The following is a 26,908-nucleotide window of genomic DNA, read 5'->3' as shown; positions in this document are numbered from 1 at the left end:
CAGGCCGGATAAGACTTCAGCGTTGTGTTACGGCATTGGATCAGGAATACCCATTTTCGTATTCAGGCGACCGCGGGATTTATTAAAGATTTTGTTGCCATTTTCACGCCCTGCACGACGGCGGCGCTGCTCTTCTTCTGGCAACGCGCTCTCTTCACAGCACAGCTCACTACAGCAGCCTTTATACTTCTCAGCACAGACCGGGCACTGAATAAACAGCAGATGGCAGCCGTCATTTTTACAATTGGTATGGCTGTCACACGCAGCACCGCACTGATGGCAGTGAGCAATAACATCTTCAGAGATCCTTTCTCCCATACGTTCATCAAAAACAAAGTTTTTGCCAATAAAACGAACCGGAAGCCCCTGCTCACGCGCTTTACGAGCATATTCAATAATGCCGCCCTCAATGTGCCAGACTTTACTAAACCCGTTGTATTTCATCCAGGCGCTGGCCTTCTCACAGCGGATACCGCCCGTGCAATACATCACAATTTTTTTGTCTTTATGTTCCTGCATCATTTCCACAGCTTTCGGTAACTGATCGCGGAAAGTATCTGCCGGAATTTCCAGCGCGTTCTCGAAATGCCCCACTTCATATTCGTAGTGGTTACGCATATCGATAAACACAGCGTCGGGATCATCAAGCATGGCATTCACTTCTGCCGCCTTCAGATAATCGCCTACGTTGCTGGCGTCAAAAGCAGGATCTTCAATGCCATCCGCCACAATGCGTTCACGCACTTTCATGCGCAATACCCAGAACGATTTCCCGTCATCATCCAGCGCAATGTTTAAACGCAATCCGGCAAATGCGGGATCAAACGCATAAATCTGTTGGCGGAAGGCTTCAACCTGACTTTGCGGGACGCTGATTTGCGCGTTGATCCCTTCATGCGCAAGATACACGCGTCCGAAGACATTCAGCGCCGTAAACATCTGGTACAGCGCATCACGCGTTTGCTGCGGGTTGTCGATAGTGAAATATTTATAGAACGAAATGGTGGTGCGCGGCTCAGACTCAGCCAGCATTTTGGCTTTGAGCGCATCATTCGAAATGCGGTTGTGTAACACTGGCATGGTGTACGTATCCTGCGGTCAGTAAAATCGAAAATCGGCCGGCATCATAAAGCAAACACTGCCAATTTACATCCACACATTTTACGCTACATTTCATACTCCGAGATAAACATACAACAACAATTGCCGTTTTTTCAGCCATTCTCCCATCACAAATTTTTGATACGCGCGAAAAAATGCGACAATACAGGGCATTGGTCGTTTAAAGACAGGATAGACATGACGAATTTACCCAAGTTTTCGGCGGCGTTACTGCATCCACGTTATTGGTTAACCTGGCTGGGGATTGGCATCCTTTGGTTGATCGTGCAGTTACCCTACCCGTTAATCTATAAACTGGGCTGTGCATTAGGCCGTCTGGCGTTACGTTTGATGAAACGTCGCGCTGAAATCGTCTCCCGTAATCTGGAACTGTGTTTCCCGCAAATGAGTGAGCAGGAACGCCAGCAGATGATAGTGAAGAACTTCGAATCTGTCGGCATGGGCGTGATGGAAACGGGAATGGCCTGGTTCTGGCCCGACCGCCGTATTACGCGCTGGACAGAAGTTATCGGCATGGAACATATCCGTGACGTTCAGGCACAGCAACGGGGGATCCTGTTAGTCGGCCTGCACTTCCTGACTCTTGAACTCGGCGCGCGCCAGTTCGGCTTGCAGGAACCGGGGATTGGCGTGTATCGCCCCAACGATAACCCCCTACTCGACTGGCTACAGACCTGGGGACGTATGCGCTCCAATAAATCGATGCTCGATCGCAAAGACCTGAAAGGAATGATCAAAGCATTGAAAAAAGGTGAGGTCGTCTGGTATGCGCCGGATCATGACTACGGCCCGCGCGCAAGCGTCTTTGTACCGCTTTTTGCCGTCGAACAGGCCGCCACAACGTCCGGGACCTGGATGCTTTCGCGTATGTCCAATGCCTGTCTGGTACCGTTTGTCCCGCGCCGCAAGCCCGATGGCAAAGGGTATCAGTTGATTATGCTGCCCCCGGAATGTTCGCCGCCGCTGGACGATGCCGAGACCACTGCCGCATGGATGAATAAGATTGTCGAGAAGTGCATTATGATGGCGCCAGAACAATATATGTGGCTGCACCGTCGCTTTAAAACACGTCCTGAAGGCTCCCCCTCTCTGTATTGAAAATCTGTTGCAGCCCTCAGGGGCTGCGACATTCATCCTGACGGTTACGATTTCACTGTTTTCCGCATTGCAGCAACTATCAACCAGGCGCATAATTAGCCTGCTTACTTATATTCCAACGATAGCGCAAACAGCGCGACACACTGCGGATCGCTATGTCACCCTCTGATGTTCCCATCAACTGGAAGCGCAACCTGATGGTTGCCTGGCTGGGTTGTTTTCTGACCGGCGCAGCATTTAGCCTGGTCATGCCATTTTTACCTCTTTACGTCGAAGCCCTTGGCGTGACGGGACACAGTGCCTTAAACATGTGGTCCGGCCTGGTCTTCAGCATCACCTTTCTTTTTTCTGCTATTGCATCACCATTCTGGGGCGGACTTGCCGACAGAAAAGGCAGAAAAATAATGCTATTACGTTCAGCTCTCGGTATGGCAATCGTAATGTTGTTGATGGGGCTGGCGCAAAATATCTGGCAGTTCCTGGCCTTGCGTGCCCTGTTAGGGTTACTCGGCGGATTCATTCCCAATGCCAATGCGTTGATCGCCACTCAGGTCCCCCGCAACAAAAGCGGCTGGGCGCTGGGAACACTTTCCACGGGCGGTGTCAGTGGCGCATTACTGGGACCGCTGGCAGGCGGATTACTCGCCGACCAGTATGGACTGCGTCCCGTATTTTTCATTACCGCCACGGTACTTTTGACCTGTTTTATCCTGACGCTGTTTTTTATTCGTGAGCGTTTCCAGCCAGTGAGTAAGAAAGAGATGCTGCACATTCGGGAAGTCGTGGCCTCTTTAAAAAATCCCAGACTGGTCCTGAGTCTGTTTGTCACCACGTTGATCATTCAGGTTGCAACCGGCTCGATTGCGCCAATCCTGACGCTGTATGTGCGAGAGCTTGCGGGCAACGTCAGTAATATCGCTTTTATCAGCGGCATGATTGCCTCTGTACCTGGCGTGGCCGCTTTAATCAGCGCACCGAGGCTGGGTAAGTTGGGTGACAGAATTGGCCCCGAGAAGATCCTGATCGTCGCATTGGTTATCTCGGTATTACTGCTGATCCCCATGTCATTCGTACAAACACCCTGGCAACTTGGCGTTTTGCGCTTTTTGCTCGGTGCGGCCGACGGTGCTCTGCTCCCTGCCGTTCAAACGCTGCTGGTTTATAACTCAACGAATCAGATCGCCGGGCGTATTTTCAGCTACAACCAGTCATTTCGTGATATCGGCAACGTGACGGGACCGCTAATGGGTGCCGCGATTTCGGCAAACTATGGTTTTCGCGCCGTCTTCTGCGTCACGGCGGGTGTGGTGTTGTTCAACGCCATCTACTCGTGGAATAGCCTGCGTCAGCGCCGTGGATCTCAGGCCACGGGATAATTTTGTGCTTTCATACTTGCTATATTGGAGAATCAACTATTATTTTCATGAATATCTCATGAAATCAAAGGGAGACTCTGATGACCATGTATGCCACGCTTGAAGAAGCCATTGATGCAGCCCGTGAAGAGTTTCTGGCGGATAATCCCGACCTTGAGCCTGACGAGGCCAGTGTTCAGCAACTCAATGTACAAAAATACGTACTACAGGATGGCGACATCATGTGGCAAGCCGAATTCTTTGCCGATGAAGATGAGGAAGGCGGTGAATGTCTGCCGATGCTGAGCGGTGAAGCGGCGCAAAGCGTCTTTGACGGCGACTACGATGAGATTGAGATTCGCCAGGAGTGGCAGGAAGAAAACACCCTCCATGAATGGGATGAGGGCGAATTCCAGCTTGAACCGCCCCTGGATACTGAAGAGGGTCAGACAGCCGCCGATGAATGGGATGAGCGGTAGTTACTCATAAGGCCCATGGTGGATATCGAGCGGCAACAGCAGCGTATCAAACACCAGTGAAAATGGCAGATCGAGTAGGGTGACGTAGCGCCACGCTGAATCGCGCACATCCCATTGCACGCCTGGATAATATTGATTCCCGTGGCCCTGGCCCGGTATTGTCCGGCTAATAATGCTGCCGCATCCGCTCAGGACGATAACCATTAAGCTCACTGCGAGTAGACGCACCTGATACCTCATAACGCGTTTATTTAGGGTAAAAAAATACCGGCACCAGGCCGGTATTTTCACGTTTCAGTACGTTTATTTTTTCCTGAGCGCCAGTGGGTTGAGGGTGATCCCCTGATAATAATTGACCCACGAAGAGTACTTATCAGGTGAATTCCAGACGCGATAGTGCAAACGCGCCATCGTCATCGGATCGCTCAACAGCACCAGACGACGATCGCGATTCAGTTTCTCCGGCGTTTCATTGAGCGCCTGCTCCACATGACGGTCACGGGCAATCTCAAGCACGTTACTGGCACGGTGACGAGCGGTCGCCATGGCTGTCGCCAGCGCGTTAAACGACGGGTTAAACACCGCATGCATAAAGCCGTCGTTCAGCGAACGATTACGGTTCAACTCCAGATAGTTATCCGTATCCACCAGTACCTGCGGCGGAGAATACTCTTCCGGGATCAGGAACAGTTTCCAGCGTTTGGTGCGTAACCCCACCGTTGAACGACTGGAGATCACGGAAACAAACGGCGACAGGATCAGCGAAAAGACGATCGGAGCCAGCCAGAACAGGAAGCGCAGATCCAGCCAGGCCATACCCACAGCCCACACCAGACCCAGCAGCAGCTGCGATCCGTGACGCATAAACGCTTCACCCCATGGGGTGGAATCATCATCACGCTGCGGCGAGTTCCAGACCACTTCCCAGCCGAGGAAAGCGCTGACGACAAAGACGGTGTGGAACAGCATACGCACTGGCGCCAGCAGCACGGAGAACAGAACCTCCAGCAGCAGTGACAGTGTGACACGGATAAATCCACCGTACTCTTTCGTGCCCTTACACCAGATAAGCAAAATACTCAGCAGCTTAGGCAGGAACAGCAGAACCATTGTCGAGGCAAACAGCGCGATAGCCAGTTCAGGTCGCCATTGTGGCCACACCGGGAACAACTGGCGCGGCTGCAGGAAGTACTGCGGCTCTGTCAACGCATGAACGACCTGTAACGCGGTAGATAATGCCAGGAACATAAACCACAGCGGTGCTGACAGATAGGACATGACCCCCGTCAGGAACACCGCGCGGTGAACCGGGTGCATCCCCTTCACCAGGAACAGACGGAAGTTCATCAGGTTGCCATGGCACCAGCGACGGTCGCGCTTAAGTTCATCCAGCAGGTTCGGCGGCAGCTCTTCATAAGAGCCAGGCAGATCGTAGGCAATCCACACGCCCCAACCCGCACGACGCATCAATGCCGCTTCCACAAAGTCATGGGAGAGGATTGAACCCGCAAATGAACCTTCGCCAGGTAACGGCGCGAGAGCACAGTGCTCAATAAACGGTTTCACGCGAATAATCGCGTTATGACCCCAGTAGTGCGACTCTCCCAACTGCCAGAAGTGAAGCCCGGCGGTAAAGAGCGGACCGTAGACACGGGTCGCAAATTGCTGGCAACGCGCATACAGCGTGTCCATCCCGGAAGCTTTCGGAGAAGACTGGATAATCCCGGCGTTTGGGTTCGCTTCCATCAGACGCACGAGGCCAGTCAGGCAGTCGCCGCTCATTACGGAGTCAGCGTCCAGCACGACCATGTAGCTATACTGGTTACCCCAACGACGACAGAAGTCATCGATGTTACCACTTTTACGCTTCACACGACGGCGGCGGCGGCGGTAGAAGATCTGCCCTTCGCCCTGCACTTCGGCGATCAGCTCCATCCACGCTTTTTGTTCTGCGACACAAATATCGGGGTTGTAGCTGTCGCTCAGAATGTAAACATCGAAATGTTCAGCATTGCCCGTTGCTTTAACCGACTCCCACGTGGCACGCAGTCCCGCGAATACGCGATCAACGTCCTCGTTACAGATCGGCATAATCAGCGCAGTACGGTGCTCAGGATTAAGGGGTTCATCCCCTACCGTTGAGGCCGAAATACTGTACTTATCCCGGCCGATCAACAGTTGCAGGAAGCCCATCAGTGCGGTCCAGAACCCGGCGGATACCCAACAGAAAAGCACGGCAAACAAGATAAGAATGCCGGTCTGTAACATGTAGGGCAGCAGCTGCATAAAGGAAACCCACAGGTTCTGCCCAATCATGTCTGCCGGATTAATAAACGCCCAACCCTGGTAAGGAAGAATCGTCTTCATATACCAGGTTGCGACGATCGTTTGCGCCAGCGTTAAGATCAACAAGGTGTAGCGACGAATGGTCCCAACGGTACGCCACTTCTGCTCGCTCTCTTGCTCTTCTTTCGTCAAGCGAGAAAGATAACGCGGCGTCACATCGCGTCCACGCAGTCGGTCCCAAAAACGGCCTACCGGGTTAGTACGCCAGGGATCGGGGAACATTGACGTACGCGTAGCCTTCGGCATTGCCTGCAGTTGGTCACGCCCTTCGTCGTCCTTAATCAACTGATCTTTGGCCAGAGAGTCCGGCCAGGCTTGCTCAAGACGCGCTTTAACAGACCCCTGCGGTGAATCATCTTCACGCGAGTAAGTACGATGCTCGGCATCCAGCGCCTGATGGACGGCGCGGATGTCAGTTTTCGGCAATGCCGCTTTTTCGATATCCGAAAGCGGCATTGCGTCAATATACTCAGTTGTCTTATTCATTGGCAGGTAACTGGTAGCTCCAGGTTTCACTCAACGTCTGATCGGCATTCGCCAACGCAGCACGCATTTCAGTGGTTTTCTTCGCATCTTTCACTTTCACGCGCAGCATCAAACGCCATCCCTTAGTCACCGGGTTGTAACGTACTGAGCTTTCAACGATCTCACCATTGTCGCCAATGCTGGTTTGCGCGGTAACAGGCGTATCCTGCGGCAGTTTTTTCATGTCTGCGCCGGCAAAATCCACAACAAAGGCAATGGTGCCGTCAGGCTGACGAATGAGATTCGATTGTTTGACATCACCGGTAGAGCGGCGAGTCTGCTGAACCCAGGCGCTGTCCGGCGCATGAAGCTTGTCTTCATCACGAGTGAACGTCAGGGTGTACTTGAAGTTCATCTCTTTGCCTGCTTCAGGCAGTTGATCCGGCGTCCAGTAAGCCACGATGTTGTCGTTGGTTTCATCGTTGGTCGGAATTTCAACAAGCTCAATCTTACCTTTACCCCAGTCACCTTTCGGCGTGATCCAGGCGCTTGGGCGCAGGTCGTAGCGGTCGTCGAGATCTTCAAAGCGAGAGAACTGACGGCCACGTTGCAGCAGGCCGAATCCTTGCGGGTTCTCCATCGCGAAGCTGCTTACAGCCAGATGTTTCGGGTTGTTCAGCGGACGCCAAATCCACTCGCCATTACCCGCGTGGATAGACAAACCGTTCGAGTCATGCAATTCAGGACGATAGTTGGTTGCCGGAGAAGGCTGGTTCGGCCCAAACAGGAACATGCTGGTTAATGGCGCTACGCCCAATTTACCCACTTTATCGCGCAGGTAAACTTTGGACTGGACATCCACAACCGTGTCACGGCCTGGAATAATCACAAAACGATACGCCCCGGTTGCACGCGGGGAATCCAGCAATGCGTAAATGGTTAAACGTTTATCAGTCGGTTTTGGACGTTCAATCCAAAACTCACGAAAGCGGGGAAATTCTTCACCAGACGGCAGTGCGGTATCAATCGCGAGACCGCGAGCAGACAAACCATAAACCTGACCTGCACCCAGGACGCGGAAATAGCTGGCACCGAGCATGCTGACGATTTCGTCGTTTTTATCTTTGCTGTTGATCGGATACAGCACTTTGAACCCGGCGAAACCGAGATCTTTTACCGTGTCTTTATCATGCTGAACATCGCCAAAATTAAAATAATCCGGGCTGTATTTGATTTTTTTAACCGCTGTGGCGGTGACTTCGTTGATTTTGACCGGCGTGTCGAAGTACATACCCTGGTGGTAGAATTCGAGCTTGAATGGGGTCTTAAGATTGCTCCAGTAAGCTTTATCGCGATTAAACTGGATCTGCTGATAATCCGCATATTTCATGTCGCGGAAAACGGAGGGCAAGTTACTTTTTGGCGCCTCATAGCCTTTATCGGCTAAGGATTGAGCTTGTTTTGCAACATCATCAATGCTGAATGCCCAGCTTGATGATGTGTACAGCGTTAACATGACTGCTGCACCCAACCAACGCAATTTCATCATTTGTAGTTTATGTTTCATAATTAGTAAGCACTTCCCCCTTTGTGTGCTTATATTGATCCGATCCATTTTAATGGATAATCGGGTATTCCGACAACTGAATCCCTGTATTGTTCGCGCGCTGGCTCATGGTTTAATCAGGTTCGTCTGCCTGCTTCCACTTTCAGTGCTTATCCTGGAGACAGGTTGTTGGACTTCGTGTAGGGTTGCCCTCGAATGTAACCATTATTCGTCTTAGGGATAAGACGAAAAGTCTGAGAATACGTAACTGTCTATGAGCTCTGTATCCCCACCGCGTGAATACTTTCTTGACTCCATCCGAGCCTGGCTGATGTTGTTGGGGATCCCCTTTCATATCTCATTGATCTATTCCACGCATACCTGGCATGTGAACAGTGCAGAACCGTCGTGGTGGCTGACCCTTTTTAACGATTTCATTCATGCGTTTCGCATGCAGGTGTTCTTCGTTATTTCGGGCTATTTTTCATACATGCTTTTTTTGCGCTACCCATTAAAACGGTGGTGGAAAGTCCGTGTTGAACGTGTCGGTATTCCCATGCTGACCGCTATTCCACTGCTCACGCTGCCGCAATTTATCATGCTGCAATATGTGAAAGGAAAAGCTGACAGCTGGCATAGCCTTAGCGCGTACGACAAATACAACGCCCTTGCCTGGGAACTGATTTCCCATTTGTGGTTTTTACTCGTGCTTGTCGTTTTAACGACCGTGAGTATGTGGGTGTTCAGCCAGATGAAAAAAAGGCTAACGCCCGTCGAAGGTTCCGCCACAGCCCCCGCATCAATGATGAAGTTAACGCTGATTTTCTTATTATTAGGTGTGGGGTATGCCGCGGTCAGACGGACGATTTTTATCGTCTATCCTTCCATTCTCAGCGACGGCATGTTTAATTTTGTCGTCATGCAAACGCTGTTCTATGTGCCTTTCTTTATGCTTGGTGCCCTGGCGTTTATCAACCCCAACCTGAAAGCGCTGTTCACCACGCCATCCCGGGGTTGCACCTTAGGCGCGGCCTTCGCGTTTGTGGTCTACCTGCTTAATCAGCGTTACGGAAACGGTGATGCATGGATGTACGAAACGGAATATGTGATCACCATGGTCATGGGGCTGTGGATGGTTAACGTTGTATTCTCACTTGGCCACCGTTTATTGAACTTCCAGTCAGCCCGCGTCACCTATTTTGTCAACGCGTCGCTGTTTATCTATCTGGTGCACCATCCATTAACCCTGTTTTTCGGCGCCTTTATCACGCCGCACATCTCGTCGAATCTGCTTGGCTTTTTATGTGGATTGCTGTTTGTGGTCGGGATTGCAGTAATACTGTACGAAATCCATTTGCGTATTCCGCTGCTGAAATTCCTCTTTTCGGGCAAACCTCCCGTTAAGCAGGATAAAAACAAAGCAGTTGGAGCGTCATAATAACCATTCAATAGGTAATACTGACGCAAGCTTCACCAGAACCCGCTTCCAGAAACCTGTCGCGGGTTCTTTTTTTAACACCACTTCGGTACCTTGTTGACGATCGACCCAGTTGATCCTGCCCCAGCGGTCGAGGCGCAATTGCCAGGCAACATCGTGCTGACTTTGCATAAAACGCTTATGAATCAGCGCCGCCAGCACTTCGCTTTCAATGACAAATCCCATTTCGGTATTGAGTAACGTTGAACGAGGGTCAAAATTAAGCGAACCAATAAAGACCTTACGACCGTCAATACTGAAGGTTTTCGCATGCAGACTGGAGCCAGAATTACCGGTTAACCCGCGGTCGTGCACCACCGTAACACGATCGCGCGTTGGTTTAAGCTCATACAATTCCACACCATAGCGCAGTAATTTCTTCCGCCAGCGCGCATAGCCCGCGTGGACGACCGCAACGTCATTCGCCGCCAACGAATTGGTTAAAATGGCAATTTTGACCCCTTTTCTGACCAGCCGCAGTAGCTGAGCCACGCCGGCGCGCGTTGGCACAAAATAGGCAGAAATAATATCAATGCGTTCGCTGGGCGACCCCATGACATCGAACAAACGCTGTGGCAAGAGCGAATGTCGCGGTGCCCTCCCCTCACCTTTGACAGGATCATCGCTGAGCAGACGCGTTTTTGCCCAAATCAACGGTAATGCCCCCTGATCGAGGTGGGTCATAAACTGGCTGGTTTCCAGCTTATGCAGATAGCGGCGGGTAATATCATCATTGTACCAGGATTCAGGAAGCTCAATACGCTGGGGTGATTCGGGTTCAGACAGCTCCAGAACGTTCTGCAATGTAGAAACCGATCGGCAGTGCCAGTAGCGCTCAAAATCATCGGCAACCTCTTTAACAACCGGCCCGATGGCCATTACGTCCAGATCGGAAAACAGCGGTTGTTCACCTGCGCCAAAATAAGCATCGCCAATATTGCGCCCTCCAACGAGCGTAACGACGCCGTCAGCGGTGTAACTTTTATTGTGCATGCGGCGATTGAGCCGGGCAAAATCGGTTAAATAACCCAGGGCACGCAAGATGCGAAATGAAAAGGGATTAAACAGGCGGACTTCGATATTAGGATGGTTATCAAGCAAGCGCAGCGTATCATCCAGACCCGGCGTGTTGTTATCATCCAAAAGCAAGCGGACCCGCACCCCACGTTTCGCCGCCGCTAACAACACCGAAAACAGCAATAGCCCGGACATGTCGTTCTCCCAGATGTAATACTGCACATCCAGGGTGCGCTCCGCCATTTCCGTAAGCCGATAGCGAGCCGCAAAAGCATCGAGGCTGTCATCCAGCGCAAGAATGCCACATTCCGCAGGATGGCTGGCGCACAGAGGGGTGATGGCACGCTCGAGTCGCGTCATATCAGGCCGTATTGTCATCGCCTTGTTGGGTGAGCAATCGATTATAAAGTCGGGTGTTTTCATCATCATAGCAAACGAAGTAAATTTGCTCAGGCTGCGCCCGACGGGTAATAAATTTCAACACCGTATTGACCGCAATTTCTGCCGCTGCAGCCCGCGGGTAACCGTAAGCGCCCGTGCTGATAGCCGGAAATGCAATGGACTGATAGCCATTCGCTAATGCCAGTTGCAGACTATTAAAATAGGCCTCCTCCAGTCGCTCCGCTTCATGGTGATCGCCCCCTTGCCAGACCGGCCCGACTGTATGAATCACCGCTTTTGCAGGCAGAGCACCGGCAAGCGTAATCACGGCATGACCGGTCGGACACTCGCCCTGTTGTTGTATAACCCGCTTGCACGCTTCCAGCAACGAAGGTCCGGCAGCGCGATGAATGGCGCCATCGACACCACCCCCTCCGAGCAGCGAAGAGTTAGCCGCATTGACGATCACATCAACAGCGGTCGTCGTAATGTCGCCATGTAACACATGAACTCGCGATTGCATAAATTTCCCCTGACAAAACACCTTTCTCTAAGTGTACAGCAGGGTTTTCCATGAAATCTCACTTTTTAAGGGATCGCTTGCATATCTACGCCAGAACCCTTCATTTATATTCAATATCAAGAATAGCGAGGTTTTTCTGCTCATTAAGGTAATGCATTTTCACCGAGGCAATCTGTTTAACGTTCTGGGGGGACATCATTACTTGCTGTTCGTTATAGCGACTATTGTATATTTCACCATCACGTATACATGACAATTCTATTTGTTGTTGATGTGTACTGACTTCACAAGGGGATTCAACGATTTCGCCGCGAAAATGAATGACTCCGCCAGGCGAGATTTGCTGAGCAGTTGCACAGGCCGTATAAAGCGAAAACGCGCACAACATCGTACTAAAAAAACGATTAGATAATGTACACATAAAGGTTCCTCAATGATTAATCATCCTTGAGGGATCGGCGTGATCCTTCACCGCTACGATTAACGGCTAACGCGCAAACAACTTTAACGATGACGAGTATTTATATTCATAGAACAGCGCCGCGCTCCCAGCCACACCCTTTATGCAAATAAATAAAAAATCATGAGTGGCTGGTTGAGTCGGGCCACTGTTGCGATAGATGCAAAGACTGCCCGTCGGAAACAGTAACCACAATCTTGACCGAATCATCAGCAGATATATTTAAACTGAGTTTGGTTAAATCAATCGTTTGATTAGCGGGCAAAGACAGCGTTGTTTTCTGTTGAGTTTGGCTTTGACCGCTTTTCCCGTCACGTAATGCCAGAACTTGTACCTGACATACGCAGGGTTGAGACAGTGTGACCTGAGGGATGATGGTGTACATCTCACCTTGCTGCGTTGTATTGAATGTGATTTGATTTGACAGCGCGGCAATGAGTAATAACGTATGCATAGTATTCTCCCGAAAAAAAACAGGGCTTTCGCCCTGTTTATTATCAGTCAGAAAGCTGAATTAGTGTTGGTTAGCTGTCGCGCTGTTACCAAAGCCAACCTGGCGAACCAGAATATTGGAGTCAGATGCAGTCTGATTAACTACCGCACCGTTACGACCACCGTACTGGGTCACGCTAATATCAGCACGTTTGGCATTCCACTGATCGATAGTGGCACTGTTCTGGAAGCCAGTCTGTTTCAGGTTAATGGTACTGTCATCAGCACCTTGCCCGACGGTTGCACCGTTACCACGCCCATGTTGTGTGATGGTCACATCTGATTTACGCGCATCACTTTGCAGAGCATTCGCAACGTTGCCAGACCCATATTGGTAAATACTCATTGATGAATCCGGGCCGAAATTACTACCACCGCCGTGATGATTATTATTGCCCCATTGCGGAACAACACCAGCCAGAGCACTGCCAGAAACTACGATTGCTGCGAATGCTGCCACTTTTAAAAGTTTCATGGTAAAACCCCCATCGGATTGATTTAAACGTCGTTAGTGGATTAGCGTTGAGTAACGCGAATGGCCATTTGCGACTGTCTCTGCACCACAACTGCTGTTTTTTGTGTGCCGTACTGGGTAATATTCGCTTTATTACCAGAGCCTTTCTGGATAATCATCGCCGTATTACCGTAAGAGCCTTGCTTTATACTCGCATCATTGGAACTACCCGTTTGATCAATATATGCAAAGTTATATGATCCTGTCTGTTCTGTTTTCGCTCGGTTACCTGAACCGTCTTGCGAAATAACTGACAATAACTTCGAGCCCGCCTGGCGGGTATTTGCACTATTTGCATTACCAACTTGACCAATAATGGCTGCCTGATTAAATGAAGACTTACTTAATTCATTTACCGCAAAGTTATATTCTGAATTAGCTAAATCATAACTTGTTGCGGATGCAATCCCAGGCACACCCAGCATTGTAAACATCATAAATAACAACTTGTTTTTCATGTTGTCACCCTGGACCTGGTCGTACATGAAGTTAAATTAATTACCACTCAAATTTGTTGTTAACATAGCTTACTTTTGTTAACGCTACGTTACGATGAAGAGTATGTCCGCTGAAACATTTTAAATAACTCACCCGCGAGTGGTATTTTTATATCCAGATTCACACCAAAGTGCTAATTAGCCGTTAATAACGCCGCGATATGTACAGATTTTATTTCCGTTGTGGCGTTAATCATGCATTTCTATGCAGTGGCATAAAACGGCTGCATGCAACGATTTCAGGGCTTTTCAACACGGTAACGCGATAGGGTCGGAGACAAGTCGTGACAAGCCTCATTTTTTTCTCTCAAAAATTGTCCAACGTAAAGTGAGACAAAAAATTCTGAATTCATTAGAATGACAAAATCAAAGTACTATAAATTAACTCTTTATAAATCATTATATTAATATAATTTGTATGATTTTTTAAATCTATGCAATAACAGTTAAATGTACAACTTTTCTATCAAATCTAAACTCCATAAAAACCATAAAATCACATTTTAATATATAATTTTACATCCTGTTACAAGTTTAACACTTGCTTTAAGATTTGTAATAGCTAGATTGAAAACAGTTGAAGTCCATTTGTTTTTATATTTTCACCCAATAGGGTCGATATTTTATTTCTACGCAGCAGTGCAACATCTGTCAGTACTTCTGGTGCCTCTATTTTAGTAGAGACAGCTGTCAGGTGTGCGACTAAAAAAAGTGGAGTTTCATCATGTTTAATGAAGTCCATAGTATTCATAGTCATACATTATTGTTGATCACTAAACCCTCTTTGCAGGCAACTGCATTATTACAACATTTAAAGCAATCACTGGCGCTAACCGGAAAACTACATAATATTCAACGTTCTCTGGATGATATATCTGCCAGCTGTATTGTTTTAATGGACATGATGGAGGCAGATAAAAAACTGATCCATTACTGGCAAGATAATTTGAGCAGAAAAAACAACAATATAAAGACGTTATTGTTGAATACACCCGATGATTATCCTTACCGGGATATTGAAAACTGGCCGCACATCAATGGTGTGTTCTACGCAACAGAAGATGAGCAGCGAGTCATTAGCGGGTTGCAAGGTGTCTTGCGAGGCGAATGCTACTTTTCGCAAAAATTGGCCAGTTACTTGATCACCCATTCTGGAAACTATCGTTATAACAGCACGGAGTCGGCGCTACTCACTCATCGTGAAAAAGAGATCCTTAATAAACTGCGTATTGGCGCCTCAAACATCGAGATCGCCCGTTCACTGTTTATCAGTGAAAATACGGTAAAAACGCATCTTTATAATCTTTTCAAAAAGATAGCTGTCAAAAATCGTACGCAGGCGGTCTCGTGGGCCAACGATAACCTCAGGCGATAATGCCATGAAACGCTATTTGACCTGGATTGTGGCAGCAAATTTATTCCTTGCTGCCGGGAATCTACACGCAGCCGTAGAAGTGGAGGTTCCCGGACTATTAACTGACCACACTGTCTCTTCAATTGGACACGATTTTTATCGTGCATTTAGTGACAAGTGGGAAAGCGAATACACAGGAAATTTAACCATCAATGAAAGGCCCAGTGCACGTTGGGGAAGTTGGATCACCATAACGGTTAATCAGGACGTTATCTTCCAGACTTTTTTATTCCCAACGAAAAGAGACTTCGAAAAAACAGTGGTCTTCGCATTGGCACAAACTGAAGAAGCATTAAGTCGCCGGCAAATAGATCAAACACTATTAAGCACGAGCGATTTAGCGCGCGATGAATTCTAAAACATGATTTTGTCCGGAGGCTTTCATGCGTGTCAAACATGCAGTCGTTTTGCTCATGCTAATTTCACCATTAAGTTGGGCCGGAAACATGACGTTCCAGTTCCGCAACCCTAACTTTGGGGGTAACCCTAACAACGGATCTTTTCTATTAAATAGTGCTCAGGCGCAAAACTCTTATAAAGATCCGAGTGGCGATGATTTCGGGTTTGAAACCCCTTCCGCACTGGATAACTTTACCCAGGCTATCCAGTCTCAAATACTCGGTGGGCTGCTCACGAATATTAATACGGGTAAGCCGGGAAGGATGGTAACCAATGATTTTATCATTGATATCGCCAACCGGGATGGACAACTGCAATTAAATGTCACGGACAGGAAAACGGGGAAAACATCGACGATAGAAGTGTCGGGTTTACAAACACAGTCAACCGATTTCTAAGATATCTCTACGAAAGGAATAAACCATGCAGCGCTTACTTATTCTGGTTGCCATGTTTTTACTGAGCGGTTGCTTGACAGCCCCGCCAAAAGAAGCCGCTAAACCGACATTAATGCCGCGAGCACAAAGCTATAAGGACTTGACGCACCTGCCAATGCCGACAGGGAAAATCTTCGTGTCGGTATACAATATTCAGGATGAAACGGGTCAGTTTAAACCTTACCCGGCAAGTAACTTCTCAACCGCCGTCCCGCAAAGTGCCACGGCGATGTTAGTCACTGCGTTGAAGGATTCCCGCTGGTTTATTCCGCTGGAACGCCAGGGATTACAAAACCTGCTGAACGAACGAAAAATCATTCGTGCAGCACAGGAAAATGGCACCGTGGCGATCAACAACCGTATTCCACTCCAGTCGCTGACTGCTGCGAATATTATGGTTGAAGGCTCGATCATCGGTTATGAAAGCAACGTGAAATCGGGTGGGGTCGGTGCGCGCTATTTCGGTATCGGTGCAGATACACAATACCAACTCGACCAAATTGCGGTAAACCTGCGCGTGGTTAACGTCAGTACCGGTGAGATCCTTTCCTCGGTCAATACCAGCAAAACCATTCTGTCTTATGAAGTGCAGGCGGGGGTATTCCGTTTCATTGACTACCAACGTCTTCTGGAAGGTGAAATTGGCTATACCTCTAACGAACCGGTTATGCTTTGTCTGATGTCAGCCATTGAAACTGGCGTTATCTTCCTGATTAATGACGGAATCGATCGCGGCTTGTGGGATTTGCAGGATAAGAAAGAAGTGCAAAACGATATTCTGGTTAAATACCGCCATATGTCGGTTCCCCCGGAATCCTGATAGTCGAGATAACCAAAAAAGCGTGAGGGAAACCTCACGCTTTTTTATTTACTGACCAGCGATTGAGATACCCGATTTTCACGGCGTGAAGCCAGCCACAACCCGCTGTTTTTCATTGCATAGCCAAATACCAGTCCAAGTGCCAGAGAAGGCAGAACCAGTCGCCAGTCCCCCTGCCCTGCAAACGTTGCACATGCACCGATAAACGTACCGGGTACAAATGAAAGCAGCCATTGTTTCGCCTGAACGCACATCAAAAAGGCGACAATACCGGTGATGACATAGCCGATAATGTCCATGTGGGGAGCCAGCGCGCTACCGTTAATAATGACCAACGCCCACACCACACCGCTTAGCAATGTGCTCGCTGAGATCCACAACCCTTTCAACCCACCCTGCGGGCAGGCGAAATAGGCTGTGCAGCCCAGAAAACCCGCCCAGCTGAGTAAACCAAGAGAAACGGCCACCCATCCCCAGATCCCGGAGAGAATGCCCGTTGTGATTGCAATAGAAATAAGTATGTTCATGCCGCGCATCTTATCAGAAAAACGGCATGTTAATGAGATCGTGCACACAATTTATGCAAGACTATAAGCTCAGTTGCATGCATGCGTGATCTGCATCACATTTATTCTTCGGTATCTTCCTGCAACTCATCCCACATCGCGCCAATTGCATCGCGGGTCAGTGGCGCCATGGTGCGCCAAAACGGGGTGCCCGCATGCGCTTCAACTTTGCCAAGGAACGTACCGCACCAGGGAAGCAGGTACTCAACAAACAGAGTTTCGAGCGCCTCACTTTCATCTTCAGCAGACTGGTCTTCAAGCCATGAAGCGGCCAGCAACAACGTACCAATATGATCAGCCGGCGTATCGGCCAGCGGCATCCCGCGCGAGGAGAGAAAAGCGCGAACATCAGACTCTGTCGCGCCTTCTACCCAGGCGCTACGATAAGGTGGCACGGCACACTCTTCGCCGACAAACAGCGCGTTATAATCCGCGGCTACCTGAGACATGTCGCAACTTTTCTGCAGGCGAGTCAGCAACTCGTCCTGTTCGAGCGGCCAGTTGGCGGACAGTTTACCTTCGCTAATCATGGTAAACAGGGGGACCAGTAAAGGGTCCTGCGGCTGGCGGTAAAACAGCGAGCCCAGTACACGACACAGGATAGAAAACTCGTTCATCGATATATTCCAGTTATTAGCAATTACAGTTCAGCAAATTCCGCGACAGGCTCCATGCCGCGCGAAGCCAGAAACGCCAGTAAGCGTTTTGGTGATACGTTCAAAATTCGATCTTCCGGGAAATTCACATCATCCAGAATTTTACGGCACTCGCCGAATTCCCCTAATGTGAACGCAGTATGGGAATCCGATCCTAATGCGACCCAACCTCCGGCATCACGTACCGCTGCGGCAACGGCACGGCAATTGTCTTCGCTACCCTTACGTGAATGCAAAAACGAGGAGTTATTGATTTCCAGAGCGACCTGGTATTTCGCAGCAGCCTCAGCAATAGCTGTGAAATCAACGGGATACTTCGGATTTCCTGGATGGCTGATAATGTGCACATGGCCACTGGCCATCGCCGCAATCATCGCCTGCGTGTTGGTGGCTTTATCATGTGGCGCAAAAACAGGCTCATGGAAGCCCGCAATAATCAGATCTAAAGAGTCGAACATAGGGCCGGAGCAGTCGATCTCCCCCGCTTCATTCTTAATGTTCGCTTCGATACCACGAAGAATGCCCACGCCATCTACCACGCGCGGCCAAATACGCATGTTAATAAAATGCCAATGGTGTGGAGCATCCGCCATATCCGGCCCATGGTCGGTAATGGCAAACAATTTGATGCCTTTACGTTTGGCTTCAGCGACGTAATCACTCAGAGTACTGTAAGCATGGGTGCTGGCGACGGTATGCATATGCAGGTCAACGGGATACATAACTCTCTCCTGTAATCATTTTTCGTCAAGGATAGCAGGTATCGCCACCATTAATACCCTAAATAATGCGAGTCGCAGATATGCGCCAGGAGAGTAACAAATGAGTCAGGAAAGACGTTGACCAGCCAAAGGCTGACTTACGGCGAGGGACAGCGATGTCCCTCATGATTTCCGATGCGCTGACTTGAGTCAGTGATTTGGGTGAACAATCGTAGCCAACGCAGATGGCGCGTAAAGTAACGGGTTGGTATTAATATCCCCGAACGCGATCGACCTGACCCGTGACAGCATCGCCACGTTCCAGACCTGTAATAGTGCGCGAGATATAGTCCACCGCTTCTGCCGGACGCGTTACAGCGGCAATATGTGGCGTCATCGCCACACGCGGATGTTTCCACAGCGGGCTCTCTTCCGGCAACGGTTCACGGCTATAGACGTCCAGCATCGCCCCTTTGAGTTTTCCACCGTTCAGTGCATCCAGAAGCGCATCTTCATTAAGGTGGACACCGCGCGCCAGATTAAGCACATACGCGCCATCCTGTAACTGATCCAGCAACCCGGCGTTGATGATGCCGACCGTTTCTGCCGTATTGGGTAAAAGGTTAATCAGCACACGCGTTTGACTTAAAAACGCGCCTAACTCTGCCGTTCCGGCAAAACTTTCCACGCCAGGCCAGGATTTGCGGGTACGGCTCCAGCAGCGCAACGGAAAGCCCCATGATTGCAGACTCTCAGCAACTTTCGCGCCCAACACCCCAGCTCCCATGATCCCGATGGTGAACTCTTCGCGGGTATACTCTGGCAACGGTTGCCATTTCGCCTGCTCTTTTAACGCCTGATAATCGTCAAAGCGACGGAACCAATGCAACACCTGACTCACCGCATACTCCTGCATTTGCAGGCCCATTCCGGTATCTTCCAGGCGGAACAACGGGATTGACGCATCCAGCATTTCCGGGTGAGCTTTGAGTTTGCTCAAAATAGAATCTACACCGGCGCCAAGCGCAAATACCGCTTTTAATTTGCGTCCGGCCAGCATTTCAACCGGTGGATGCCAGACAAGTGCATAATCAGCATGGGCATTATCACCCGGCTTCCACTCACGGACATTTGCGCCCGGTATTGCTTTAGCCAGCGCCTTCAGCCACCAGGCTGCATCGAATGTGGGGTGGTAGAAAATGATGTCCATGTTGTCTCCTGAATGTGTTATGCGGAATTTTCTCGCACTTATAATCATCTTTTTTGGGGAACATCAGCATAGCAAATTTTAGAGTGCTGGCAAAAAAAGCTATTTCCGCTTATTTATGCTGCATGTTGTTTGAAGTTTGTGTAAACACACGATTTTTTATAAAAGATGATTGACGTCAGGGCGGTATTTCCCCTACATTAGCGCCCGTTCCGGTAACGCAGGAACGACAATATGGTGAGGTGTCCGAGTGGCTGAAGGAGCACGCCTGGAAAGTGTGTATACGGCAACGTATCCGGGGTTCGAATCCCCGCCTCACCGCCATATTTAAAGAAGAGCTCGCATTGATATGCGGGCTTTTTTTTCATCTGCAATTTGCCCTAAAGCGAAAACCTCAAAAAAACAAAGCCCGGTCGCCCGGGCCTTGAAGACGAAGAACACATCAGTTGTAAGCGTTAAGCGTCCGCTGACAGAGCGCCGAGCGAACGCAATCATCTTTATTGAAACGAACGATCCCAATCATCTCATCTTCTTCGAAACGAGCCAGCGCGTCGCTAAGCCCGGATCGCACATGTGCCGGTAAATCACACTGGGTCACATCCCCATTGACGATAACCGTCACATTCTCCCCGAGGCGAGTCAAAAACATCTTCATTTGCGCAGCAGTCACATTCTGAGCCTCGTCGAGAATCACAACTGCATTTTCAAATGTACGTCCACGCATATAAGCGAACGGCGCGATTTCCACCTTACCAATCTCAGGTCGCAGGCAATATTGCATAAAGGAAGCGCCCAGGCGTTTTACCAGCACGTCATATACTGGTCGAAAATAGGGAGCAAACTTTTCGGATACATCTCCAGGTAAGAAGCCGAGATCTTCATCAGCTTGCAGAACTGGACGAGTGACAATGATCCTGTCCACATCTTTGTGAATCAGGGCCTCTGCTGCTTTTGCCGCGCTGATCCAGGTTTTACCACACCCGGCTTCACCCGTGGCGAAGATCAGCTGTTTACTCTCGATAGCATTCAGGTAGTGCGCCTGAGCTTCATTACGCGCCATGATTGGTGTGGTATCGCGACTGTCGCGCGCCATTCCAATCGCCTCTACGCCGCCCATCTGCACAAGCGAGGTGACCGATTCATCTTCACGTTGTTTATGACTACGCGAATCCCGCCTCAGCACACGTTTTGCTTCACGACGAGCTTTGATCACTGCTTTTTGTCTTCCCATGGATAGCACCTTGAGTTGTAGGTATACATCACACGCGCCGCGAGCGGCACGATTATGCGCACGAACATCAGAGGGTTGGCTTCCTTGTAAGCCATTGCTTGCTTTCGAATAAGACACCACACACGGCTACGCGCACCGTACAGGGTGTCGGTAACGAGGTTAACGTCAGGAAGTGAGAGGAATTTTGCGGTGACGAGATGGCTACCGGAAGAGAAACGTCCGCGTAAAGGGGTGTTGCGACTGTAAAAAACACGTCCATTACAGGACATTACCATTCGCGATCTCCATAGTGAATGACCATCACTGCCGGGAACTACCGCTATTACCTATAATTACAACAGAATTTATTGTCAGTGCAACAATATTTTTACTTATTGTTAACTAAATTACATCTTACCAGTGAGCACAGTTTCTTACGTGGAGATGACAGAATTATTTCAGCGCAACAACGATCATAAAAAATAATTATTTCATTCATCAATGCGTCAGGAAGTGCCCCACAGCCATGCGGGGCACCAGGATTATGCTTCGAGAAGTGATTGCCCCAGATACCGGTCAGCCGTTTTAACCCCGGGTAAAGCAAAGAAATATCCCCCCCCAATCGGTTTAACATACTCTTCCAGCGCTTCACCGTTCAGGCGCTTCTGCACGGCCAAAAAACCTTTCTCCAGATCGTGCTGATAGCAAACGAACAGCAGCCCCATATCGAGTTGACCCGAGTTTGTCACACCAAGCGAATAGCTGTAACCACGACGCATCATCAGGCTGGACTCCGTTTCCTGAGTGCGCGGATTCGCCAGACGGATATGGCTGTCGAGTGCTATCACCTCGCCTTCAGGATCGCTGGCGTAATCCGGTACATCATGTTCGTGCTGCATACCCAGCGGTGCACCCGTGTGTTTGTCGCGCCCGAAAATAGTTTGTTGTTCTTTAAGCGGCGTACGATCCCAAAACTCAACGCGAAACTGAATCAGCCTCACCGCCTGGTAACTTCCGCCTTCCGCCCATTTGGGTTCGCCCTGGTCGGCCGTGACCCACACGACGTTCTGCATCAGTTTTGCATTGGTGGCGTCCGGGTTCGCCGTCCCATCTTTAAAGCCGAGCAGATTAACCGGGGTTTCCTTTCCTTTACTGCGCGCGGCATGATCGGAGATAAACCCTTCGCGCTTCCAACGGACACTGAGGAGATCCGGGGTATGTTTTATGATATCGCGCAACGCATGTATGACCGTGTCCTGCGTGTTAGCGCAAATCTGTAGCAGCAAATCACCGTGACACAGCGTCGCATCCAGCGAGTCATTCGGAAAGCGTGTCATTTTTTGCAGCTTCTTCGGCATCCGGGCGCTCAAACCATAACGCTCATCGAACAACGAATGCCCCACCGACAGCGTCATCGTCAGATTATCCGGTGCAATGTAAGCCCCCAGGATGCCAGAATCCATTGGCGGTAAACGTGGATTCGGCGTTTCTGGTGCAGGCCCGCCCGTCGTCAAAAACGCAAAACGGCTGGTCAGCAGGCGGAACAGACGTTCAAGGTCAGCCTTATCGCTGGCGAGAACATCAAACGCCACCAGCATCATCGATGCCTGCTGCGGCGTCAGGATCCCGGCCTGATGCTGGCCGTAAAATGGCTGCGCTTCGCTGCGCGCATCGGGTGATAACGTCCCCGGCGCGCTCTGCGGTTTCTGCGCGTGGGCTACCGGGCAGCCACCCGCCAGCGCCAGTGCGCCACCCAGTGCGCCCATCCCTTTCAGTAAACGTCGGCGTGACGGTTCACTCACACCGTTTTCATTATCTTGCTGCATAATGCTTAATCCAGGCCCAGTACGCCGCGTAATTGAGACAAATCTTCTGCCAGCGTTGTGATCGGTCCTTTCAGCGCATTGCGGTCAGCATCAGTCAGTTTGTCGTAGGTTTCAAAACCGTCTTTGGTACGGTATTTCGTCAGGATAGCATCGACTTTTTTGAAGTTCGCATCCACTTTTGCCAGCAGCTCAGCATTGGACTTTTGCAACTGGGGACGCAGAAGATCGACAATTTTCTGTGCGCCATCGACGTTAGCCTGGAAGTCCCACAGGTCGGTATGGCTGTAACGATCCTCTTCACCGCTAATTTTACTGGCGGCAACTTCTTCAATCAGGCCAGCCGCGCCACCCACCACTTTTGACGGCGGGAATGCCAGTTCGCTAATACGCGTTTGCAGATCGATAACATCGCTATTCAATTGGTCTGCATATTTCTCCATGCCCTTCGTGGTATTGTCGCCAAACAATGCTTTTTCCAGGCGGTGGAAGCCAGTGAACTTCGGATCGGCGGCTTTTTGCTCGTAATCATCTTCACGCGCATCAATGCTGCCATCGAGATCGGAGAACAATTCAGCGATAGGTTCAATCCGCTCATAATGCTGACGCGTTGGCGCATACAGGGATTTGGCTTTCTCCAGATTGCCCGCTTTGATGGCATCCGTGAACGCTTGCGTACCCGCGACCAGCTGTGCCGTTTCTGCCGTTACATAGGTTTTATATTCGGTAATCGCTCCGCTCAGGCTCAACAAGGCATCACCCTGTGCCGCATCGGCCGTGGCGCTTCCCTTCACGATCAGCTTCCCTTTAGGGTTGGTCAGCAAACCACAGGTCATATCGTATTCGCCGGGTTGCAGGTTGGCCGTCATCTTCTGGCTGAAACCTGGCGCAATATTTTCACGCTCTTCCACAACCATGACGCCTTTGAGGATTTCCCACTCCAGCGCTTTCTGGCTGTGGTTCTGGATGATGAACTGCGTTTTCCCGGCATTCACCGTGAGCGTCATCGGTTCACACTGTTTGTCGTTTACGGTGACTTTGACCTGCGGAATCTCTGCAGCATGAGTAGCAAAAGCGGAAGCAAACAGCGCAGCAATACCCAGCTGCAGCGCACTACGGCGAAAGTTAATCGTCATGACCTATCCCTATAAATAAGTATGTTGTAACTAAGTAATGTTTTACGTCGCGCTTTATCAGGGTGCTGTACGAGAGGCCGTAGAGCCTGAACGAGGCGGTAATGCAAATATAATCAGTGCCGGAATCAGGTAGATAAACCAGACCGCGACCTCACTGACGCTTGGCGCTTCCTGATAACCAAATATCCCTTCCATCAGCGTGCCAAACAGCGAGTGCGTAGAAAGAACACCGCTGATATCAAACGCCACATCCTGAAAATGATTCCAAAGCCCGGCCTCGTGGAACGCACGGATAGCCCCGGCAGCAAGACCTGCAGCCACCAGCAGAATAAACAGGCTGGTCCATTTGAAGAACGCGCCAAGATTCAGTCGAATCCCGCCAAGGTAGATTAAGTAACCCAGCACGACGGCCGTTGCCAGTCCCAGCATTGCGCCTAGTGGCGGCCAGATACCGACATCCTGTTGAAAAGCGGCCAGCAGGAAAAAGACAGACTCCAGCCCTTCGCGGGCCACGGCAAAAAAGACCATCATCACCAGCGCCCAACCGTGATGGTTGCCGCGCTGTAACGCGTTATCGACCGCCTGCTCCAGCTGAACTTTGACGTTGCGCGAGACTTTACGCATCCAGAACACCATCCAGGTGAGGATCACAACGGCAATGACCGCCACGATGCCCTCAAAAAGCTCCTGCTCTTTTTGCGGAAATTCTCCCGTGGTTTCATTGATGAAAATCCCCAACGCCAGGCAGAGCGCCGCCGCCAGCAGAACACCAATCCACATCACGCTGATCCAACGACCGCGCTGAGTCCGTTTCAGGTAACTGGCGATCAGGCTGACAATCAGCGCGGCCTCTAACCCTTCGCGTAACATAATCAGAAATGGAACAAACATGCGAAGCACCCTTAAACGTTATTCTCAGTCAATTGATGCAAAGAAAAGTAAATTACAGTGATAGTGATTATCATTACAGAAAAGAAAAACTCAAGCAGAATGTTTTGAGAATGATGATTAAATGTAAATAGTTAGTCTGGTAACGGGTCGTATTAGTGGGCGAAGAAAGTCATAAAAAGGCCCGCACAGAGCGGGCCAGAGAGGAAGTGCGTCGTTTATTCGACTTGTAAACGTGACGGTGGCGCAGAGTGATAGTGTGCATCCGCCTCAGCAAAACGTTTCTGCATGGTGGCTGATGGCGCTTTGCCCAACAGGCTGAAGACAACGATCCCAATGCTGCCGAAAACAAAGCCCGGGATGATTTCATACAGCCCCAGCCAGGCAAACTGTTTCCAGACGATAACGGTCACCGCACCGATGATCATGCCCGCCAGTGCGCCGTTACGGGTCATACGCGACCACATTACGGAGAACAGTACTACCGGACCGAATGCCGCGCCAAAGCCTGCCCAGGCATAGCTCACCAGACCGAGAACGCGGTTCTCAGGGTTCGCCGCCAACGCAATAGACACCAGCGCAACAACCAGCACCATGATGCGCCCTATCCACACCAGTTCTTTCTGGCTGGCATTTTTGCGCAGGAACGCTTTATACAAATCTTCTGTAATCGCACTGGAGCACACCAGCAATTGGCAGCTCAAGGTTGACATCACGGCGGCGAGGATTGCAGACAGCAGAATACCGGCAATCCACGGGTTGAACAGGATTTGCGCCAGTTCAATAAATACACGCTCGGCGTTTTGGTTGACTGCGCCCGCCAGCGCCGGGTTGTTATTAAAATATGCGATACCAAAGAAGCCAACGGCAACCGCGCCCGCCAGACACAGGATCATCCAGGTCATACTGATGCGACGTGCATGAACAATACTGTGGTGAGAATCGGCCGCCATAAAGCGTGCCAGGATGTGCGGTTGACCAAAGTAACCCAAGCCCCAGCCCATCAGAGAAATGATGGCGACGAAGTTCAGACCCTTGAGCATATCCACGTTCTCAATGCTCTTTTGTTTGATGACTTCCAATGAGTCTTCGAATCCACCCACACCAATAATGACCATCACCGGCGTCAGGATCAGCGCAAAAATCATCAGACTGGCCTGGACGGTATCGGTCCAACTGACTGCCAGGAAACCACCGATAAAGGTGTAAATAATCGTGGCTGCCGCTCCCGCCCACAGTGCGGTTTCATAGCTCATACCAAAGGTGCTTTCAAACAAGCGCGCCCCTGCCACAATCCCTGAAGCACAATAGATGGTGAAAAACAGCAGAATAACCAGCGCAGAGATAATACGCAGAATACGGCTCTTGTCTTCAAAACGACCGGTAAAGTAATCCGGCAGTGTCAGGGCATTATTATTGTATTCCGTGTGGACACGTAAGCGACCCGCCACCAGTTTCCAGTTGATCCACGCGCCTAATGTCAGGCCGATAGCGATCCAGCTTTCTGAAATACCCGACAGGAAGATGGCGCCCGGTAACCCCATCAGCAGCCAGCCGCTCATATCCGATGCCCCGGCAGACAACGCCGTCACAAATGGCCCCAGACTACGTCCACCGAGAATGTAGTCATCAAAGTTTTTGGTCGAACGCCATGCAATAAACCCTATCAATATCATGCCGAAAATATAGACACAGAATGTCACTAACATCGGTGTGCTAATAGCCATCAAAACTCTCCAAAATTATGTATCGGCAATGTCGTAACCTGCCGTTTTATTACCCTGCCGGAACGTGGCAAAGCTATCTATGTTTACCAGGCGACCGTATCCTGCCGGAAGCGATGGTCATTCACAATCGATTTAACACACCATTTACATCA

Annotated in this window: 28 protein-coding genes and 1 tRNA gene; 9 read left to right on the top strand and 20 right to left on the bottom strand. The window is 50.0% G+C overall.

Going from position 1 to position 26,908, the window contains the following annotated elements:
• Nucleotides 1–27: 27 nt before the first annotated feature.
• Entirely contained in the window at nucleotides 28–1,080 is a 1,053-nt protein-coding gene (locus N7268_RS18095) for a rhodanese-related sulfurtransferase (RefSeq protein WP_260863952.1), read from the bottom strand.
• A 219-nt stretch (nucleotides 1,081–1,299) separates the two neighbouring features.
• Between N7268_RS18095 and N7268_RS18090 the strand changes: the two genes are divergently transcribed.
• The 3 genes from N7268_RS18090 to N7268_RS18080 all read left to right on the top strand — a co-directional run bounded on the left by N7268_RS18090 (nucleotide 1,300) and on the right by N7268_RS18080 (nucleotide 4,054).
• Nucleotides 1,300–2,220, top strand: a complete 921-nt coding sequence (locus N7268_RS18090; protein WP_260863951.1) for a Kdo(2)-lipid IV(A) acyltransferase — start codon at nucleotides 1,300–1,302, stop codon at nucleotides 2,218–2,220.
• A 155-nt stretch (nucleotides 2,221–2,375) separates the two neighbouring features.
• Nucleotides 2,376–3,596, top strand: coding sequence for a multidrug efflux MFS transporter MdtG (gene mdtG / locus N7268_RS18085; RefSeq protein ID WP_260863950.1), 1,221 nt, complete (start codon nucleotides 2,376–2,378; stop codon nucleotides 3,594–3,596).
• Nucleotides 3,597–3,676: 80 nt separating this feature from the next.
• On the top strand, nucleotides 3,677–4,054 hold the full coding sequence (locus N7268_RS18080; RefSeq protein ID WP_198903686.1) for a MysB family protein: 378 nt from the start codon (nucleotides 3,677–3,679) through the stop codon (nucleotides 4,052–4,054).
• On the opposite strand, the gene N7268_RS18075 is transcribed toward N7268_RS18080, so the two are convergent.
• The 3 genes from N7268_RS18075 to mdoG all read right to left on the bottom strand — a co-directional run bounded on the left by N7268_RS18075 (nucleotide 4,055) and on the right by mdoG (nucleotide 8,414).
• Complete coding sequence (locus tag N7268_RS18075; protein ID WP_260863949.1) at nucleotides 4,055–4,282, bottom strand: YceK/YidQ family lipoprotein; 228 nt, start codon at nucleotides 4,280–4,282, stop codon at nucleotides 4,055–4,057.
• A gap of 75 nt (nucleotides 4,283–4,357) precedes the next feature.
• Nucleotides 4,358–6,886: a glucans biosynthesis glucosyltransferase MdoH gene (gene mdoH / locus N7268_RS18070; RefSeq protein WP_260863948.1), complete on the bottom strand. Its 2,529-nt coding sequence runs from the start codon at nucleotides 6,884–6,886 to the stop codon at nucleotides 4,358–4,360.
• Complete coding sequence (gene mdoG, locus N7268_RS18065) at nucleotides 6,879–8,414, bottom strand: glucan biosynthesis protein G (protein ID WP_198903683.1); 1,536 nt, start codon at nucleotides 8,412–8,414, stop codon at nucleotides 6,879–6,881. The genes mdoH and mdoG overlap by 8 nt, the downstream gene beginning before the upstream one ends.
• A 271-nt stretch (nucleotides 8,415–8,685) precedes the next feature.
• On the opposite strand from mdoG, the gene mdoC reads away from it, so the two are divergent.
• Nucleotides 8,686–9,849 (top strand): glucans biosynthesis protein MdoC, encoded by a 1,164-nt coding sequence (gene mdoC, locus N7268_RS18060; protein ID WP_260863947.1) that lies wholly within the window; start codon nucleotides 8,686–8,688, stop codon nucleotides 9,847–9,849.
• Here mdoC and N7268_RS18055 read toward each other — a convergent pair.
• The 6 genes from N7268_RS18055 to csgB all read right to left on the bottom strand — a co-directional run bounded on the left by N7268_RS18055 (nucleotide 9,844) and on the right by csgB (nucleotide 13,733).
• On the bottom strand, nucleotides 9,844–11,334 hold the full coding sequence (locus N7268_RS18055) for a phospholipase D family protein (protein WP_260863946.1): 1,491 nt from the start codon (nucleotides 11,332–11,334) through the stop codon (nucleotides 9,844–9,846). The genes mdoC and N7268_RS18055 overlap by 6 nt on opposite strands.
• Entirely contained in the window at nucleotides 11,267–11,809 is a 543-nt protein-coding gene (gene ymdB / locus N7268_RS18050) for an O-acetyl-ADP-ribose deacetylase (RefSeq protein ID WP_260863945.1), read from the bottom strand. Before ymdB ends, N7268_RS18055 begins: the two co-directional genes overlap by 68 nt.
• Nucleotides 11,810–11,909: 100 nt before the next feature.
• Entirely contained in the window at nucleotides 11,910–12,230 is a 321-nt protein-coding gene (locus N7268_RS18045; protein WP_260863944.1) for a type 1 fimbrial protein, read from the bottom strand.
• A gap of 160 nt (nucleotides 12,231–12,390) precedes the next feature.
• On the bottom strand, nucleotides 12,391–12,723 hold the full coding sequence (csgC, locus tag N7268_RS18040; protein WP_260863943.1) for a curli assembly chaperone CsgC: 333 nt from the start codon (nucleotides 12,721–12,723) through the stop codon (nucleotides 12,391–12,393).
• A gap of 60 nt (nucleotides 12,724–12,783) precedes the next feature.
• On the bottom strand, nucleotides 12,784–13,236 hold the full coding sequence (csgA, locus tag N7268_RS18035) for a curli major subunit CsgA (RefSeq protein ID WP_260863942.1): 453 nt from the start codon (nucleotides 13,234–13,236) through the stop codon (nucleotides 12,784–12,786).
• A gap of 41 nt (nucleotides 13,237–13,277) precedes the next feature.
• The gene (gene csgB / locus N7268_RS18030; RefSeq protein WP_260863941.1) at nucleotides 13,278–13,733 is read right to left on the bottom strand and encodes a curli minor subunit CsgB; all 456 of its coding nucleotides are present in this window, start codon (nucleotides 13,731–13,733) and stop codon (nucleotides 13,278–13,280) included.
• A gap of 763 nt (nucleotides 13,734–14,496) precedes the next feature.
• Here csgB and csgD point away from each other — a divergent pair.
• From csgD to csgG, 4 genes are read left to right on the top strand one after another with little or no spacing between them, the layout of a single operon-like run.
• The gene (csgD, locus tag N7268_RS18025; protein ID WP_198903675.1) at nucleotides 14,497–15,147 is read left to right on the top strand and encodes a biofilm master transcriptional regulator CsgD; all 651 of its coding nucleotides are present in this window, start codon (nucleotides 14,497–14,499) and stop codon (nucleotides 15,145–15,147) included.
• 4 nt (nucleotides 15,148–15,151) lie between these two features.
• A complete protein-coding gene (gene csgE / locus N7268_RS18020; protein ID WP_045441570.1) occupies nucleotides 15,152–15,544 on the top strand; it encodes a curli production assembly/transport protein CsgE in 393 nt (130 codons plus the stop codon).
• A 25-nt stretch (nucleotides 15,545–15,569) separates the two neighbouring features.
• Nucleotides 15,570–15,983 carry a curli production assembly/transport protein CsgF gene (gene csgF, locus N7268_RS18015; RefSeq protein WP_198903673.1) on the top strand — a complete coding sequence of 138 codons (414 nt, stop codon included), beginning with the start codon at nucleotides 15,570–15,572 and terminating at the stop codon, nucleotides 15,981–15,983.
• Between the two features lie 25 nt (nucleotides 15,984–16,008).
• On the top strand, nucleotides 16,009–16,842 hold the full coding sequence (csgG, locus tag N7268_RS18010) for a curli production assembly/transport protein CsgG (protein ID WP_198903672.1): 834 nt from the start codon (nucleotides 16,009–16,011) through the stop codon (nucleotides 16,840–16,842).
• Between the two features lie 44 nt (nucleotides 16,843–16,886).
• On the opposite strand, the gene N7268_RS18005 is transcribed toward csgG, so the two are convergent.
• The 4 genes from N7268_RS18005 to ghrA form a co-directional block, all read right to left on the bottom strand.
• Entirely contained in the window at nucleotides 16,887–17,369 is a 483-nt protein-coding gene (locus tag N7268_RS18005; RefSeq protein WP_260863940.1) for a DUF1097 domain-containing protein, read from the bottom strand.
• A gap of 101 nt (nucleotides 17,370–17,470) precedes the next feature.
• Entirely contained in the window at nucleotides 17,471–18,025 is a 555-nt protein-coding gene (locus N7268_RS18000) for a molecular chaperone (protein ID WP_260863939.1), read from the bottom strand.
• 23 nt (nucleotides 18,026–18,048) lie between these two features.
• The gene (locus N7268_RS17995) at nucleotides 18,049–18,786 is read right to left on the bottom strand and encodes a phosphatase (RefSeq protein ID WP_198903669.1); all 738 of its coding nucleotides are present in this window, start codon (nucleotides 18,784–18,786) and stop codon (nucleotides 18,049–18,051) included.
• Between the two features lie 250 nt (nucleotides 18,787–19,036).
• Nucleotides 19,037–19,975, bottom strand: a complete 939-nt coding sequence (gene ghrA, locus N7268_RS17990; protein WP_260863938.1) for a glyoxylate/hydroxypyruvate reductase GhrA — start codon at nucleotides 19,973–19,975, stop codon at nucleotides 19,037–19,039.
• Nucleotides 19,976–20,208: 233 nt separating this feature from the next.
• On the opposite strand from ghrA, the gene N7268_RS17985 reads away from it, so the two are divergent.
• Nucleotides 20,209–20,296: transfer RNA gene (locus N7268_RS17985), tRNA-Ser, on the top strand.
• A 118-nt stretch (nucleotides 20,297–20,414) separates the two neighbouring features.
• Here N7268_RS17985 and phoH read toward each other — a convergent pair.
• The 6 genes from phoH to putP form a co-directional block, all read right to left on the bottom strand.
• A complete protein-coding gene (phoH, locus tag N7268_RS17980; RefSeq protein ID WP_198903667.1) occupies nucleotides 20,415–21,203 on the bottom strand; it encodes a phosphate starvation-inducible protein PhoH in 789 nt (262 codons plus the stop codon).
• Nucleotides 21,182–21,478 (bottom strand): hypothetical protein, encoded by a 297-nt coding sequence (locus N7268_RS17975; RefSeq protein ID WP_198903666.1) that lies wholly within the window; start codon nucleotides 21,476–21,478, stop codon nucleotides 21,182–21,184. Before N7268_RS17975 ends, phoH begins: the two co-directional genes overlap by 22 nt.
• Nucleotides 21,479–21,724: 246 nt before the next feature.
• Nucleotides 21,725–23,008, bottom strand: coding sequence for an iron uptake transporter deferrochelatase/peroxidase subunit (gene efeB / locus N7268_RS17970; protein ID WP_260863937.1), 1,284 nt, complete (start codon nucleotides 23,006–23,008; stop codon nucleotides 21,725–21,727).
• 5 nt (nucleotides 23,009–23,013) lie between these two features.
• A complete protein-coding gene (gene efeO, locus N7268_RS17965; protein WP_260863936.1) occupies nucleotides 23,014–24,141 on the bottom strand; it encodes an iron uptake system protein EfeO in 1,128 nt (375 codons plus the stop codon).
• Between the two features lie 57 nt (nucleotides 24,142–24,198).
• The gene (efeU, locus tag N7268_RS17960; RefSeq protein WP_260863935.1) at nucleotides 24,199–25,032 is read right to left on the bottom strand and encodes an iron uptake transporter permease EfeU; all 834 of its coding nucleotides are present in this window, start codon (nucleotides 25,030–25,032) and stop codon (nucleotides 24,199–24,201) included.
• 215 nt (nucleotides 25,033–25,247) lie between these two features.
• Nucleotides 25,248–26,756: a sodium/proline symporter PutP gene (gene putP / locus N7268_RS17955; RefSeq protein WP_260863934.1), complete on the bottom strand. Its 1,509-nt coding sequence runs from the start codon at nucleotides 26,754–26,756 to the stop codon at nucleotides 25,248–25,250.
• Nucleotides 26,757–26,908: the final 152 nt, after the last annotated feature.

This window comes from Citrobacter sp. Marseille-Q6884 (genome assembly GCF_945906775.1).
GTDB lineage: Bacteria > Pseudomonadota > Gammaproteobacteria > Enterobacterales > Enterobacteriaceae > Citrobacter.
Note: the sequence above shows the minus strand (reverse complement) of the source record. Positions and strands in the feature narration are given on the sequence as shown.

Bases quoted from the DNA above. Each gene is read 5' to 3' on its own strand.
- N7268_RS18055 (WP_260863946.1), bottom strand. From the start codon at position 11,334: ATGATGATGAAAACACCCGACTTTATAATCGATTGCTCACCCAACAAG.
- N7268_RS18045 (WP_260863944.1), bottom strand. From the start codon at position 12,230: ATGTGTACATTATCTAATCGTTTTTTTAGTACGATGTTGTGCGCGTTT.
- N7268_RS18090 (WP_260863951.1), top strand. From the start codon at position 1,300: ATGACGAATTTACCCAAGTTTTCGGCGGCGTTACTGCATCCACGTTAT.
- N7268_RS17995 (WP_198903669.1), bottom strand. From the start codon at position 18,786: ATGTATCCCGTTGACCTGCATATGCATACCGTCGCCAGCACCCATGCT.
- mdoG (WP_198903683.1), bottom strand. From the start codon at position 8,414: ATGATGAAATTGCGTTGGTTGGGTGCAGCAGTCATGTTAACGCTGTAC.
- N7268_RS18000 (WP_260863939.1), bottom strand. From the start codon at position 18,025: ATGAACGAGTTTTCTATCCTGTGTCGTGTACTGGGCTCGCTGTTTTAC.
- csgF (WP_198903673.1), top strand. From the start codon at position 15,570: ATGCGTGTCAAACATGCAGTCGTTTTGCTCATGCTAATTTCACCATTA.
- csgC (WP_260863943.1), bottom strand. From the start codon at position 12,723: ATGCATACGTTATTACTCATTGCCGCGCTGTCAAATCAAATCACATTC.
- csgD (WP_198903675.1), top strand. From the start codon at position 14,497: ATGTTTAATGAAGTCCATAGTATTCATAGTCATACATTATTGTTGATC.
- efeB (WP_260863937.1), bottom strand. From the start codon at position 23,008: ATGCAGCAAGATAATGAAAACGGTGTGAGTGAACCGTCACGCCGACGT.
- mdoC (WP_260863947.1), top strand. From the start codon at position 8,686: ATGAGCTCTGTATCCCCACCGCGTGAATACTTTCTTGACTCCATCCGA.
- ghrA (WP_260863938.1), bottom strand. From the start codon at position 19,975: ATGGACATCATTTTCTACCACCCCACATTCGATGCAGCCTGGTGGCTG.
- ymdB (WP_260863945.1), bottom strand. From the start codon at position 11,809: ATGCAATCGCGAGTTCATGTGTTACATGGCGACATTACGACGACCGCT.
- csgG (WP_198903672.1), top strand. From the start codon at position 16,009: ATGCAGCGCTTACTTATTCTGGTTGCCATGTTTTTACTGAGCGGTTGC.
- N7268_RS18095 (WP_260863952.1), bottom strand. From the start codon at position 1,080: ATGCCAGTGTTACACAACCGCATTTCGAATGATGCGCTCAAAGCCAAA.
- csgE (WP_045441570.1), top strand. From the start codon at position 15,152: ATGAAACGCTATTTGACCTGGATTGTGGCAGCAAATTTATTCCTTGCT.
- putP (WP_260863934.1), bottom strand. From the start codon at position 26,756: ATGGCTATTAGCACACCGATGTTAGTGACATTCTGTGTCTATATTTTC.
- mdtG (WP_260863950.1), top strand. From the start codon at position 2,376: ATGTCACCCTCTGATGTTCCCATCAACTGGAAGCGCAACCTGATGGTT.
- efeU (WP_260863935.1), bottom strand. From the start codon at position 25,032: ATGTTTGTTCCATTTCTGATTATGTTACGCGAAGGGTTAGAGGCCGCG.
- csgA (WP_260863942.1), bottom strand. From the start codon at position 13,236: ATGAAACTTTTAAAAGTGGCAGCATTCGCAGCAATCGTAGTTTCTGGC.
- csgB (WP_260863941.1), bottom strand. From the start codon at position 13,733: ATGAAAAACAAGTTGTTATTTATGATGTTTACAATGCTGGGTGTGCCT.
- efeO (WP_260863936.1), bottom strand. From the start codon at position 24,141: ATGACGATTAACTTTCGCCGTAGTGCGCTGCAGCTGGGTATTGCTGCG.
- mdoH (WP_260863948.1), bottom strand. From the start codon at position 6,886: ATGAATAAGACAACTGAGTATATTGACGCAATGCCGCTTTCGGATATC.
- phoH (WP_198903667.1), bottom strand. From the start codon at position 21,203: ATGGGAAGACAAAAAGCAGTGATCAAAGCTCGTCGTGAAGCAAAACGT.
- N7268_RS17975 (WP_198903666.1), bottom strand. From the start codon at position 21,478: ATGGTAATGTCCTGTAATGGACGTGTTTTTTACAGTCGCAACACCCCT.
- N7268_RS18005 (WP_260863940.1), bottom strand. From the start codon at position 17,369: ATGAACATACTTATTTCTATTGCAATCACAACGGGCATTCTCTCCGGG.
- N7268_RS18080 (WP_198903686.1), top strand. From the start codon at position 3,677: ATGACCATGTATGCCACGCTTGAAGAAGCCATTGATGCAGCCCGTGAA.